Raw genomic sequence first — 13,744 nt, forward strand, 5'->3', positions numbered from 1 at the left:
CCCTCCACGCCCTCGCGCTCGTGCCGGCGCTTCTCGTCGTCGCCCCGGCCTCCGCCGAGACGGTCGTCCGAGGCGCCTGCGGGGTGAACCGCCGCGCCCGCCTCCGCGCCACCCCGCCCGCGGACCGCGCGAGCCCTCTCGCCTCATACCGAGCCCGAACGGGCGTCGGCCGGTCAGGCCGTAACCACGGGAAATTCCGACGAACCGGAATTTCCCGTGATTGACATCACGCGTGGAGGCCGGGCGCCTCGTGGCCGCTGCGGGCGACATATTCGGTGTAGCCGCCGCCGTACTGGTGGACGCCCTCCGGCGTCAGCTCCAACACCCGGTTGGAGAGCTCGGCCAGGAAGTGGCGATCGTGCGAGACGAAGATCATGGTGCCCTCATAGGCCGAGAGCGCCCCGATCAACATCTCCTTGGTGGCGAGATCGAGATGGTTGGTCGGTTCGTCGAGCACCAGGAAGTTCGGCGGATCGAACAGCATCTTGGCCATCACCAGCCGCGCCTTCTCGCCGCCGGAGAGAACCCGGCCCTTCTTCTCCTGGTCGTCGCCGGAGAAGCCGAAACAGCCGGCGAGCGCGCGCAACTGCCCCTGTCCCGCCTGCGGGAACGTGTCCTCGAGGTTCTGGAAGACGCTGCGGTCGCCGTCGAGCATCTCCATCGCGTGCTGAGCGAAATAGCCCATCTTGACGCTGGCGCCGATCGAGACCGTGCCCGCGTCCGGCTCGGTCGAGCCGGTGACGAGCTTCAGGAGCGTCGACTTGCCGGCGCCGTTGACCCCCATCACCGCCCAACGCTCGCGCCGCCGGATCTGGAAGTCGAACCCGTCGTAGATCGTGCGGGCGCCGTAGCGCTTGGAGACGCCCTTCAGCGTCGCCACGTCCTCGCCGGAGCGCGGTGCCGGGGGGAAGTCGAAGGCGATGGTCTGGCGCCGGCGCGGCGGCTCGACCCGGTCGATCTTCTCGAGCTTCTTGACCCGGCTCTGCACCTGCGAGGCGTGGCTGGCGCGCGCCTTGAAGCGCTCGATGAACTTGATCTCCTTGGCGAGCATCGCCTGCTGACGCTCGAACTGCGCCTGCTGCTGCTTGTCGGCCTGGGCGCGCTGGGCGACGTAGAATTCGTAGTCGCCGGAATAGCTGGTGAGCTGGCCGCAATCGATCTCGATGATCTTGCCGACGATCCGGTTCATGAACTCGCGATCGTGCGAGGTCATGAGCAACGCCCCCTCGTAACCCTTCAGGAAGCCCTCGAGCCAGATCAGGCTCTCGAGATCGAGATGGTTCGACGGTTCGTCGAGCAGCATCGCGTCGGGGTTCATGAGCAGAATCCGGGCGAGCGCCACGCGCATCTTCCACCCGCCCGAGAGCTTGCCGACGTCGCCGTCCATCATCTCCTGAGAAAAGGAGAGGCCGTCGAGCACCTCGCGCGCCCGCCCCTCGAGCGCATAGCCGTCGAGTTCCTCGAAACGGTGCTGCACCTCGCCGTAGCGCTCGATCACCGCCTCCATGTCGGGGCAGTCGGGATCGGCCATGGCGGTCTCGAGCGCATGGAGTTCGGCCGCCACCTCGCTGACCGGCCCGGCCCCGTTCATCACCTCGGCGACGGCGCTGTGGCCGGACATTTCGCCGACGTTCTGATCGAAATAGCCGATGGTGATGCCGCGATCGATCGAGACCTGACCCTCGTCCGGCTCGTCGCGGCCGGTGATCATGCGAAAGAGCGTCGACTTGCCCGCGCCGTTGGGGCCGACCAGCCCGACCTTCTCGCCCCGGAGGAGCGCCGCCGAGGCCTCGATGAAGAGGATCTGGTGGCTGTTCTGCTTGGAGATGTTCTCGAGACGAATCATGATGCCGGTGGCCCGTGTCGGTGGGGAGGGTCGTCGCCTGGGCGGGCGCCCGCGCGAGGACCCGCCGGGTCTTTAGGGGGCGCGGGCGCGAATGGCAATCCGCACGCCCGAGATCGCCGCGCCCGGCCCGAGAATTCGCCATGCCTCCGGCGACCCCCGCGAGAAATGACGAGGTCATTCTGTCTCATGCGAATTGCTCCATATGGCGTTTCATGAAGACCGTCGTACTGTCACGCGACGTGAAGAGGCGCCCGTCGCGGGGCCTCGCGCGAAGGTCTCCGGACGGAAGAAGCCGGAGCAGGGAACGTGTCGGGTGGAGCGCGGGACGGATCGGCGACGGTCGCGGCCCTCCATCCGCTCGCACGGATGCAGAGGGTGATGTCATGCCGATGCTGCGCTCGTCGATCGTCGCCGTCGCCCTCCTGTCCTCCCTCGCCACGGCCCACGCCGACATGGGCCGGGTGATCGTCGGCGGTTCCGACGTCCGCGTGAGTGAGAGCGCCCAGAAGGCCCTCATCCTCCACAATCGCCGCGAGGAGATCCTGATCCTCGGCACCGAGATCGGATCGAGCGCCGCCACGTCGATCCTGCGCTTCATCCCGTTCCCGACGGAGCCGAAGGCTGCGCCGGCCCCGGCCGACACCTTCGACCGCCTCGGCGCGATCGTCGCCAAATACCGGCTGCGCTTCGCCACCCGCTGGATGACCAAGGCCGGCGCCTCGGAAAAGAGCGAGCCGATCGAGGTCCTCTCCGCCGAACGGATCGGCGCGCATGACCTGACCACGGTCCACATCCGCGACGTCGCCGGCTTCCGCGCCTGGATCGACGCCCATCTCGAGGCCCACGGCCTGCCGCGCGCCGCCGCCCTCGACCGCGAGGAGGCGGTCGTCGCCGACTACGTCCGGCGCGGCCACACCTATTTCGTGCTCGACCGGGTCGATCTCGCCGATCGCCCGCGCTTCGTCGAGCCGATCGCCTTCCGCTTCGAGAGCCCGGACCTCTATTACCCGCTGGTGACCTCGAACAGTTTCGGCGGGGAGGGGGCGGTCGAACTCTTCGTCGTCGCCCCGCTCACCCTGTGCCGGCCGGGGTCGAACGACATGGTCGCGGTGTTCAAGGGCGAGGACGTCGATCGCTCCGCCGCGCCGGGTTCGCAGGCGACATGCCTCGGCCTCGACGCCAAGGCGAGCACCTCCGCCCGTCTGGTGCCGGAGGAGGGGGATCTCGATCCGATCGTCCCGGATTGGCGCGTCTTCTTCGGCGAGGAGGCGATCCATCTCCAGGCGATCCGCCGCGTCGGCCCCTATCGCTTCGAGACCGACGTCCACGCGCCCCTGGTGGGGGAGGCGAAGGCGCTCGAACCGGAGGCGCCGCAGGGACCGTCGATCCCCGGCCTCTCCGCGCTCGCTCCGCCCGCCGCCTGCACGGCGAAGCCGGAGCGCGGCCCTTGCAAGGCCGCTTTCGAGGCCTATTGGTTCGATGCCGCCGGCGGCGCCTGCAAGCCGTTCCTGTGGGGCGGCTGCGGCGAGCCGCCGCCGTTCCGAACCCTCGAGGACTGCGAACGGACCTGTCGTTCGCGCTGAGGAGGGTTCACCGCCGGACTGCCCGGAGACTTCCCTCGACGCCCGTGAAAGGACGACCCGAACATGCCCGCATCTCCGCGCCATTCCCTCCGCCCGCGCCGGCTCGCGAGCCGCTCCGCGCTGCGCGTCTCGGTGCTCGCGATGGCCGCCGCCCTGCCGGTGACGCTCGCCGGCGCGGCCGAGCTGCCGCTGACGCGCGTCGTCCTGTCGAGCGCCGGCCTCGCCCAGTTCACCCATCAGGGCTCGGCCGCCGCCGGCACCACCATCGACCTGCCGGTCCGGCTCGATCAGGTCGACGACGTGTTGAAGAGCCTCACCGTCTTCGACGCCGCCGGCGCCGTCGGGCCGATCAGCCTGCCGGGGCGCGAGCCGCTCGACGAACTCTTCCGCGATCTGCCCTTCGACCGCGAGGCACTGGCGAGCCCGACCGATCTCGTCAACGCGCTGGTCGGCAGCGAGGTCGAGATCGCCGGTCCGGTCGCCGCCCGCGGCCGCATCTTCCGCGTCGAGACGGAGCGGGTCGCGACCCCCGACGGCCATGATGTCACCACCCGTCATCGCCTGTCGCTCCTCACCGACAAGGGGCTGGTCCAGGCGATCTTCGAGGAGATCACCGCGCTCGCCTTCACCGATCCGCAGGCGCGCGGCCAGATCGACCGCGCCCTCGCCGGCCTCGCCGAGAACCGCGCCAAGGAACGGCGCAGCCTCTCGATCGGCGTCCTGGGCACCGGCTCGCGCGCCGTCGCCGTCGCCTATGTGGTGGCCGCCCCGATCTGGAAGACCAGCTGGCGCCTCGTCATCCCGCAGGAGAAGGGCAAGGCCCGGCTCCAGGGCTGGGCGGTGCTCGAGAACCTGACCGGCGGCGATTGGAAGGGCGTCGACCTGACGCTGACCTCCGGCAACCCGGTCGCGCTCACCCAGCCGCTCTACACCTCCATCTACGGCGAACGCACCACCGTGCCCGTCTCGACGGGCGCGCGCATCGCGCCGCCCTCCGATTCCGGCCGCACCGCCGCCGACATGCGCGCCCGCGCCGGCCGTGACGCCGCCGCCCGCCTCGAGGAGGCCGAAGCCGAACCCTGGGCCAAGGGCGGCATCGTCCGCGCTCCCGCGCCGGCGATGCGTCTCGCCGTGGCGCCGCCGCCGATGGCCCCGGTCGCCGCCGCCGCCGAGGCCCGCGACGCGGCGACCCAACTGGTCTATCGCTTCCCGAGCCCGGTCACCCTCGCCACCGGCCACACCCTGATGCTGCCCTTCGTCGACCGCACGATCGAGGCCGAACGCGTGTGGGTCTACCGGCCGAGCACCGATCCCCGCCATCCGCTCGCCGCCCTGCGCCTCGTCAACGACGGCGAGACGGCGCTGCCCGGCGGAATCGTCACCACCTTCGAGACCTCCAAGGACGGCGCGCTCGAGCACGTCGGCGACGCGGTCCTCCCGCTCATCACCCGTGGCGAGGCGAAGTTCCTCTCCTTCGCCCTCGACGCCGGCACGACCGTGCGCCGCGAGGATCGGGGCGTCCGCCGCACCAGCCTCGGCACGATCGCCGACGGCATCCTGACGACGACGGTGCGCTCGCGCCGGGTCTTCGCCTTCGAGGTGACGGCGCCTCCCGACCAGGATCGCACCGTGATCCTCGAGGAGGGCCGCATCGACGGTTGGACCCCGACCGCCAAGGAGGGGATCGAGACCACCCCGACCCATCACCGCCTGCGCGTCGAGGTCGCCAAGGGCGCCATGGTCGAGACCGATCTGACCCTCGAACGGGTCGACGTCCAGACCGTGAGCCTCGGCACCATGCCGCCGGAGGACCTGCTCGCGCGCATTCGCGGCCTCGAGAACGAGGGGCCGGCCTTCCGCGCGGCGATCGATCGCCTCGCCGTCGTGGTCGCCGAAATCGGCCGCGCCCAGGCGCAGCGCGACGCCAACGAGCAGGAGCGCGAGAAGATCGTCTCCGACCAGGAGCGCATCCGCGCCAACCTCCAGTCGGTCGGCCCGTCGAGCGATCTCGGCCGGCGCTATCTCGACATGCTGAAGACCCAGGAGAATCGCCTCGCCGAACTCGGCCGGTCCGATCAGACGGCGGCCGACACCATCGCTGCGAAGCGCAAGGACGCTCAGGAGATCGTCAAGACGCTGAAGCTGTGACGATCACCGGCTGAAGGATCGGGGACGCGCCGCGCGCCGGGGAGCCGTCGCCGCCGTCGCGCCGCCCGAGACGAGGAGAAGCACCATGACCGAAGACATGAAGACACGCAGACGGTTTCTTCGTCAGGCCGGGCTCGCCGCCCTCGGGGTCTTCGCCGTCGCCGGCGCGCGCCGGGCGGCCGCGGCCTCCGATCCGAAGGGGCTCTTCGCCGGCCAGTTCCTCGAGGACGGCCACGTCGTGAACATTCCCGCCGGTCACTACGACCGCGAGCAGATGCTGTTCGTCGAGGAGGCGACCGGCCGGCCGATGGTCGCCCAATCGCAGCAGATGACGGGCTCGTGGACCTACAGCGACACCACGCGCTGCACCAACATGTTCTATCCCAACAACGGCGCGCCGACCTGCGCCGCCTACGACAGCGATCAGGATTCCCATCCCGACGGCTTCAAGCCGGGCGAATGAGCCCCCCCGGCCGGGCGGAGCGGAGCGACCGTCCGCCCGGCCCCTCGATCTTCGGCCCCCCGAATCTCCGGCGTCGTCGCGTCGCCGGCCCCGCGCGAGGTTTCCGTCATGACGGCCGAAATCCTCATCGTCACCGGCGAACACGATTCGACCGCCGATCTCATGGTCCTCGAGCTGCGCGAGCGCGGCGTCCCGTTCCGCCGCTTCCATCCCCAGGACGTGCCGCGCGACGCCCGCGTCTCGCTCCGCTTCGGCCCGGACCATCCGCCCGCCGCCCACGCCGGCGCCTTCGGCGACACCATCGATTGGGACCGGATCGCGGCCGTCTGGTATCGCCGCCCCGAGCCCTATTCGCTGTCGCCCGGACTGACGGCGGAGGAGCGCGAATTCGCCTATCACGAGTGCACGTCGGTGATGCAGGGCCTATGGCGCAGCTTCGATGCCTTCTGGGTCAACCACCCCGACCGCATCCGCATCGCCGAATCGAAGCCGCTGCAACTGACGCTCGCCCGTCGCCTCGGCTTCGCCATCCCGCGCACGCTCTTCACCAACGATCCCGAGGCGCTCGCGGCGCTGTGGGAGGCCTGCGACGGGCGCATCGTCTACAAGTCCATGACCCAGGGCGTCCTCGGCCAGAGCCTGCAGCAGTCGGTCTACACCAACCGCGTCGGCGCCGATCACCTCGCCCGCGCCGACCTCCTGCGCAACGCCCCCGGCCTCTTTCAGGAGGAGGTGGCGAAGGCCGCCGATCTGCGCATCACCGTGATCGGCGACCGCCTGTTCCCGGTCGAGATCCGCTCGCAGACCGATCCCGACGCGCGCGTCGACTGGCGTCGCGGCGAGGTGCCGCGCATGGATCACGTCGCGGTGACCCTGCCGAAGCCGATCGAGACCGCGTGCCTCGCGCTCAATCGCGCCCTCGGCCTCCATTATTCGGCGATCGACATGGTGGTGACGCCGGACGGCGATCACGTCTTCCTCGAGATCAATCCGAGCGGTCAGTTCGGCTGGATCGAGAGCGTCACCGGCCTGCCGCTGATCGCGACGCTGGCCGACCTCCTGATCGAAGGCCGGGATCGCCGCTGGACCGATCCGATCGCCGGATGAGGCCCTCCGCGGGGTCCGGCCTGCGAAGCCGCCGAGGGATCCTCCGACGAAAAAGGGCGCCCACGAAGGGCGCCCTCGCATTCCTCGATCGGCGTCGGGGCCGGATCAGCCGCGCTTGTCGAGCGGCACGTAGTCGCGCATCGGGGCGCCGGTGTAGAGCTGACGCGGACGGCCGATCTTCTGATGCGGATCCTCGATCATTTCCTTCCACTGGGCGATCCAGCCGACGGTGCGGGCGAGCGCGAACAGCACGGTGAACATCGAAGTCGGGAAGCCCATCGCCTTCAGGGTGATGCCCGAATAGAAGTCGATGTTCGGGTAGAGCTTCTTCTCGATGAAGTAGTCGTCGTGCAGGGCGATGCGCTCCAGTTCGACGGCGACGTCGAGCAGCGGATCGTCCTTGATGCCGAGCGTGCCGAGGACCTCGTGGCAGGTCTTCTGCATGATCTTGGCGCGCGGATCGTAGTTCTTGTAGACGCGGTGACCGAAGCCCATCAGACGGAACGGATCGTTCTTGTCCTTGGCGCGGGCGATGTATTCCGGGATGCGATCGACGGTGCCGATCTCCTGGAGCATCTGCAGCGCCGCCTCGTTGGCGCCGCCGTGCGCCGGGCCCCACAGGCAGGCGATGCCGGCCGCGATGCAGGCGAAGGGATTGGCGCCCGACGAACCGGCCAGACGCACGGTCGAGGTCGAGGCGTTCTGCTCGTGGTCGGCGTGCAGGATGAAGATGTGGTCGAGGGCCTTCGACAGGACCGGGTTGACCTTGTACTCCTCGCACGGAATCGAGAAGCACATCTTCAGGAAGTTCGAGGTGTAGTTGAGGCTGTTGTCCGGATACACGAACGGCTGGCCGATCGAGTACTTGTAGGCCATCGCGGCGATGGTCGGCATCTTGGAGATCATGCGGATCGACGCGACCATGCGCTGGTGCGGATCGGCGATGTCCAAGCTGTCGTGATAGAAGGCCGCGAGCGCGCCGACGGTGCCGACCATGACGGCCATCGGATGGGCGTCACGACGGTAGCCGGTGAAGAACTTCAGCATCTGCTCGTGCACCATCGTGTGACGGTAGACACGGCTCTGGAAGTCGGAGAACTGCGCCAGCGTCGGCAGTTCGCCGTAGAGCAGCAGATAGCAGGTCTCGAGGAACGTGCCCTGCTCGGCGAGCTGGTCGATCGGGTAGCCGCGATGGAGCAGCACGCCGGCATCGCCGTCGATGTAGGTGATCTTCGATTCACAAGACGCGGTCGAGGTGAATCCGGGATCGTAGGTGAAAGCCCCGGTCTGGCCGTAGAGCTTGCCGATGTCGACGACGTCGGGTCCGATCGTGCCGGAACGTACCGGCAACGTAATGGACTTTTCGCCGAGGTTGAGAGTGGCGGATTTATCGCTCATGCAGGTACCCCCGAACGCGGAAGATCGACCCAATCGGCACGAGACCTCATCGAACCGTTTTGATCGAAGCGGAAACGAAGGCGAGACGATTTGTCTCGGGTCTCGTGCATCCGGGTCAGAGGCCTAACCCATTCCCGACGGGGCGACAAGCACTTCCTAGGGATGATGCAGCGCTCCCGCCGCCTAAAGAAAAGTCACTCCAACATGTTGGCGAGATTGACGAACCGACCTCACGAAGCCGCGAGCGCCGGGCCCTCGGCGGGCGCGGCGTCCGATTCCGGCGGAATTCGGGCGTGAGCCCTCAGCCCGTGACGCGATCGCCGAGACGCGCGAGCGTCTCCTCGCGGCCGAGCACGGCGAGGACGTCGAAGATGCCCGGCGAAGTGGTCCGCCCGGTCAGCGCCGCGCGCAGCGGCTGAGCCGCCTTGCCGAGCTTGAGGCCGGCCTCCTCGGCATAGGCGCGCACGACCGCCTCGGTCGAGGCCGCCGACCAGTCCTCGACCGCCTCGAGCCGGGGGAGCAGCGCCGCGAGCACGCCGACGCCGGCCGCGTCGAGCAGCGCCGCCGCCTTCTCCTCCATCGCCAGCGGCCGCACCGCATGGATGAAGCGGCATCCGTCGAGCAGTTCCACCAGCGTCTTGGCGCGCTCCTTGAGCCCGGGAAGCGCCATGCGGATCTTCGCCTTCAAGGGCTCGTCGAGGATGGCGAGAAGCGCGCGGCCCTCGTCGGTGTGCGGCAGGAAGGCGAGGAACGCATCGAACAGCGCGTCGTCGGGCGTCGCGCGCATATAGAGGCCGTTGATGTTCTCGAGCTTGGCGAAATCGAAGCGCGCCGCGCTCTTGTTGATGTCGCGGACCTCGAACCAGCCGATCGCCTGATCCATCGAGAAGATCTCGTCGTCGCCGTGGCTCCAGCCGAGGCGCGCGAGATAGTTCTTCAACGCGTCCGGCAGATAGCCCATGGCGCGATAGGCGTCGACGCCGAGCGCCCCGTGACGCTTGGAGAGCTTGGCCCCGTCGGCGCCGTGGATCAGCGGAATATGCGCCCACGCCGGCACGTCCCAACCCATGGCACGGTAGATCTGCGACTGGCGGGCGGCATTGGTGAGGTGATCGTCGCCGCGAATGACATGGGTCACGCCCATGTCGTGGTCGTCGACGACGACGGCGAGCATGTAGGTCGGCGTGCCGTCCGAGCGCAGCAGGATGAAGTCGTCGAGCACGTCGTTGCGGAAGGTGACCTTGCCCTGGACGAGGTCGTCGACCACCGTCTCGCCCTCCTGCGGCATCCGGAGACGCACCACGAAGGGCGCTCCCTCCGGCGCCTCGGACGGATCGCGATCGCGCCAACGGCCGTCGTAACGGGGCGGGCGGCCCTCCTTGGCGGCGAGCTCGCGCATCGCCTCGAGCTCGGCCTGGGTGGCGAAGCAGCGATAGGCGAGGCCGCGTGCCACCATCTCGTGGGCGACCTCGGCATGGCGCTGCGCGCGCGCGAACTGAAACAGCGGCTCGCCCTCGCCCTCGAGCCCGAGCCAGCGCAGCCCGTCGAGAATGGCGTCGATGGCGGCGTCGGTGGAGCGTTCCCGGTCGGTGTCCTCGATGCGCAGCAGCATCTTGCCGCCGGTATGGCGGGCCCACAGCCAATTGAACAGCGCGGTGCGGGCGCCGCCGATGTGCAGATAGCCGGTGGGGGAGGGAGCGAAACGGGTGACGACGGTATCGGCCATGGTCGGGTCCGGTCTGGCGAGGAGGGGAGGGCCGGCGCCATCCGTCGTTCGACGACGATGGCGGCGGGCACGGGCGTTCGTGTAGCATTGTCGGCGCGGGAAAGCGAACGGGAACCTCGGGGATGGCGAAGGAGCCGACGGCGGAGCGGACGCGGAGCGTGGCGCCGGCCTCGCCCGACCTGCGTCGTGCCTTGCCGGTGATTCCCCGGGGCGACCTGCGCCTGCGCGTCGCCGAAGCCGCCCGCCGCCTCCTCGACGGCGCCTCCGACGATCTCGCCTCGGGCAGCGGTCCGCCCCTGCTGGCGGCGGTCTTCGCGGCGGGGATCGCGGTCTATTTCGCCCTGCCGCACGAGCCCTGGCTACCGGCGCTCGCGCTCGCCGCGTTCGGCCTCGCCGCGCTGGCGTTCGTCCGGCGGCATCGCGGCGCGCGGGCCCTCGGCGCGGTCGTCCTCGCGGTCGCGACCGCCGGCGCCCTCGCCGCGGCGATCTCGACCCGGCGCGTCGCCGCCCCCCGGCTCGATCGCGAACGCACCGTGGCGGTCGAGGGCCGCGTCGTCGACCTCGACGGCACCGCCAGGGGCGGCACTCGGCTCGGCATCGCCGTCGAGCGGATGGAGGCACCCGGTCTCGACCCCGCCTTCGTCCCGACGACCATCACCGCGACGCTGAGCGCGCGCGGTCCGGTCCCGGCGATCGGCGACGGCGTCGCCTTCAAGGCACGGCTGAAGCCGCCCGAGGGGCCGGTTCTCCCCGGCGGATACGATTTCGCGCGACGGGCCTGGTTCGAGGGGCGTGGCGCGAGCGGCTATGTCCTCGGCCGGACGCGCCCCGTCGAACGCGCCCCCCCGACTCTGAGCGATCGCGTGCTGGCGCCGATCGGCACGCTGCGCCACACCGTCGCCGAGCGGGTGAGGGCCGGACTTCCCGGCGGCACCGGCGCGATCGGCGCGGCGCTGATGGTCGGCGAGCAACGGGCGATCCCCGAGAGCGTCGCCGAGCCCTTGCGCGCCTCCGGTCTCACTCACATCGTCTCGATTTCCGGGCTCCACATGAGCCTCGTCGCCGGCGGCGTCATGGCGGCGCTGCGCCTCCTGTTCGTCGCGGTGCCCGGCTTCTCGCTCCATCATGCCGCAAAGAAATGGGCCGCCGTCGCCGCCTTCGTGGCCGCGAGCGTCTATCTCATGATGTCGGGCATGCAGGTCGCGGCGCTGCGCTCGCATCTGATGGTGAGCGTCGCGCTCCTCGCCGTCGTCGTCGATCGACCGGCGATCACCATGCATACGGTCGCCGTGGCGGCGATGGCGATCCTGATCGTCGACCCGGCCTCGGCGCTCGAGCCGAGTTTCCAGATGTCGTTCCTGGCGGTGATCGCGCTGGTCGCCTCGTGGGATCTGTGGCGGCTGCGCGTCGAGGCGCGGCCGCCGCCGGCCGACGACGCCGGCCCGATCGCGCAAGGGCTGATCACGGCATGGCGTCACGTCGAGGGCCTCGCCTTTTCCTCGCTCATCGCCGGGCTCGCCACCGCCCCGGTGATCGCCGGCGTCTTCTATCGTGGCGCGCCCTATTCGATCCTCGCCAACATGGTGGTGCTGCCGGTGGTCGGGATGCTGGTCATGCCGGCGGCGGTCCTCACCGCCCTCGCCATGCCCTTCGGCCTCGAGGCCTGGCCGCTCGCGGTGATGGGGCTCGGCATCGACTACATGGTGACGATCGGGCGCTGGGCGTCGAGCCTCCCCGGCGGCTCCGGCCTGATCGGCGCGCCGCACCCCTGGGCGATGCCGCTCGGCGTCGCGGCGGTCCTGTGGCTGTCGCTGTGGCGCTCGCGGATCCGTCTCTTCGGGATCGTTCCGGGCCTTCTCTCACTGGCGTTGCTCTGGGCGGGCTCGCATCCCGACGTTCTCGTCGGGCGCCACGGCTCGCCGATCGCGGTGCGCGGCGGCGACGGGCGCCTGCATGTCCTGATGGAGAAGACCGACCGCTTCGACGTCTCGATCTGGCTCGCCGCCGACGACGACGCCCGAACGCTCCAGGACCCCACCTTACGCGAGGGATGGCGTTGCGACGGCGTCGGCTGCACCTTCGAGCGCACCCCGACGCCGGGCGCCGACGACGGCCTCGTGGTCGCCGTGGTGCGCGATCCGCGCGGTTTCGTCGAGGATTGCGACCGCGCCGACGTCGTCGTCTCCCATCTCGCCGCCCCACCGGGCTGCGCCGCCACCGCCCTGGTGATCGATCGCCCCCGTCAGGCGGAAACCGGCGCTCTCGCCCTGGTGCTGCGCTCCGGACGCGAGCCCCCGTCGGACCCGCCGGCCCGTTCGGCCGCGACACCTCTCGCCGCCCCGGATCCCACGACCGAGGCACCACCGGAGCCGGACACCGCCTCCGCTGCCGCACCCTCGAACGTCACCGACATCGGCCCGGTCCACCCGCGCCGTCGCTTCGAGACGATTGTCAGCCTGCCGTCTCCACCCCGTCCGTGGACACCGCGCGACCCGCTCGCCGAACGCATGGCCGCCGAAGTCCGTCCGGAGGCGGCCGCAGATCTCACCGCCGAGGACGACCACCCGGCCGACGACGGCATTCCATCGGCATCGGACCCGGCGACCTCGCCCGACCTCGAGCCTTGATCGCCTCGCGACCCGCGACTCACGACCCGCTCGCCCCACCCCGTCGGCGCGACCTCAGTAGCGCCGGATCAGCCCGACCAGACGACCCTGAACCTTGACCCGGTCGGGGCCGAAGATGCGGGTCTCATAGGCCGGATTGGCCGCCTCGAGCGCGATCGAGGCGCCGCGCTTTCTCAGCCGCTTCAAGGTCGCCTCCTCCTCGTCGACGAGCGCGACGACGATGTCGCCGGATTCGGCCCCGTCGGCGCGTTTGATCAGCACCGTGTCGCCGTCGAGGATACCGGCCTCGATCATCGAATCGCCCCTGACCTCGAGCGCGAAATGCTCGCCGCCGCCGAGAAGGTCGAAGGGAACGGGAATGGCGTGTGTATAGGTCTGGATCGCCGAGATCGGCGTGCCCGCCGCGATCCGCCCCATCACCGGGATCGACACCACCTCGGCCATCGCCTCGGCGTCGGCGGGGCCGGGGGCCGCGACCGGACGCGGCTTGCCGAGCGTGCCCTGGATCACCGAGGGCGTGAAGCCCTTGCCGCCGGGCGTGACGGCGCGCGCCGGACTGGCGAGCCCCGGCGTGACCGAATCGGGCAGGCGGATGACCTCGAGCGCGCGGGCGCGATTGGGCAGGCGACGGATGAACCCGCGCTCCTCGAGCGCCGTGATCAGCCGGTGGATACCCGACTTGGAACGCAGGTCGAGCGCGTCCTTCATCTCGTCGAAGGAGGGCGGAACGCCGTCTTCCTTCAGACGTTCGTGGATGAACATCAGAAGCTCGAACTGCTTGCGCGTCAACATCGCCCGACCCTCACCCCGCGAGACGCCGCCGAAGGGCATCGCCTCGATCGTCCC

Annotated in this window: 9 protein-coding genes; 5 read left to right on the forward strand and 4 right to left on the reverse strand. The window is 70.0% G+C overall.

Annotated features, from left to right (window positions below):
* Positions 1-226: 226 nt before the first annotated feature.
* The gene (locus tag J3S89_RS09685) at positions 227-1,846 is read right to left on the reverse strand and encodes an ABC-F family ATP-binding cassette domain-containing protein (RefSeq protein WP_217927300.1); all 1,620 of its coding nucleotides are present in this window, start codon (positions 1,844-1,846) and stop codon (positions 227-229) included.
* Between the two features lie 383 nt (positions 1,847-2,229).
* Here J3S89_RS09685 and J3S89_RS09690 point away from each other — a divergent pair, with 383 nt between their 5' ends.
* The 4 genes from J3S89_RS09690 to J3S89_RS09705 all read left to right on the forward strand — a co-directional run bounded on the left by J3S89_RS09690 (position 2,230) and on the right by J3S89_RS09705 (position 7,147).
* Positions 2,230-3,429: a DUF2330 domain-containing protein gene (locus J3S89_RS09690; protein WP_217927301.1), complete on the forward strand. Its 1,200-nt coding sequence runs from the start codon at positions 2,230-2,232 to the stop codon at positions 3,427-3,429.
* A gap of 63 nt (positions 3,430-3,492) precedes the next feature.
* A complete protein-coding gene (locus J3S89_RS09695; RefSeq protein ID WP_230488966.1) occupies positions 3,493-5,577 on the forward strand; it encodes a DUF4139 domain-containing protein in 2,085 nt (694 codons plus the stop codon).
* Between the two features lie 85 nt (positions 5,578-5,662).
* Positions 5,663-6,040, forward strand: a complete 378-nt coding sequence (locus tag J3S89_RS09700; protein ID WP_217927302.1) for a hypothetical protein — start codon at positions 5,663-5,665, stop codon at positions 6,038-6,040.
* A gap of 108 nt (positions 6,041-6,148) precedes the next feature.
* Positions 6,149-7,147: an MvdC/MvdD family ATP grasp protein gene (locus J3S89_RS09705; protein ID WP_217927303.1), complete on the forward strand. Its 999-nt coding sequence runs from the start codon at positions 6,149-6,151 to the stop codon at positions 7,145-7,147.
* 105 nt (positions 7,148-7,252) lie between these two features.
* Here J3S89_RS09705 and gltA read toward each other — a convergent pair whose 3' ends face one another.
* Together gltA and gltX are read right to left on the reverse strand one after the other, a co-directional pair.
* Complete coding sequence (gene gltA, locus J3S89_RS09710) at positions 7,253-8,545, reverse strand: citrate synthase (protein WP_217927304.1); 1,293 nt, start codon at positions 8,543-8,545, stop codon at positions 7,253-7,255.
* Between the two features lie 301 nt (positions 8,546-8,846).
* Positions 8,847-10,271, reverse strand: coding sequence for a glutamate--tRNA ligase (gltX, locus tag J3S89_RS09715; protein WP_217927305.1), 1,425 nt, complete (start codon positions 10,269-10,271; stop codon positions 8,847-8,849).
* Positions 10,272-10,393: 122 nt separating this feature from the next.
* Here gltX and J3S89_RS09720 point away from each other — a divergent pair, with 122 nt between their 5' ends.
* Positions 10,394-12,898 carry a ComEC/Rec2 family competence protein gene (locus J3S89_RS09720; RefSeq protein ID WP_217927306.1) on the forward strand — a complete coding sequence of 835 codons (2,505 nt, stop codon included), beginning with the start codon at positions 10,394-10,396 and terminating at the stop codon, positions 12,896-12,898.
* Positions 12,899-12,952: 54 nt separating this feature from the next.
* On the opposite strand, the gene lexA is transcribed toward J3S89_RS09720, so the two are convergent.
* Positions 12,953-13,690, reverse strand: coding sequence for a transcriptional repressor LexA (gene lexA, locus J3S89_RS09725; protein ID WP_217927307.1), 738 nt, complete (start codon positions 13,688-13,690; stop codon positions 12,953-12,955).
* Between the last annotated feature and the right edge of the window lie 54 nt (positions 13,691-13,744).

Origin of the sequence: Pinisolibacter aquiterrae, from assembly GCF_019160155.1 — a bacterium.
Classification (GTDB): domain Bacteria; phylum Pseudomonadota; class Alphaproteobacteria; order Rhizobiales; family Ancalomicrobiaceae; genus Pinisolibacter; species Pinisolibacter aquiterrae.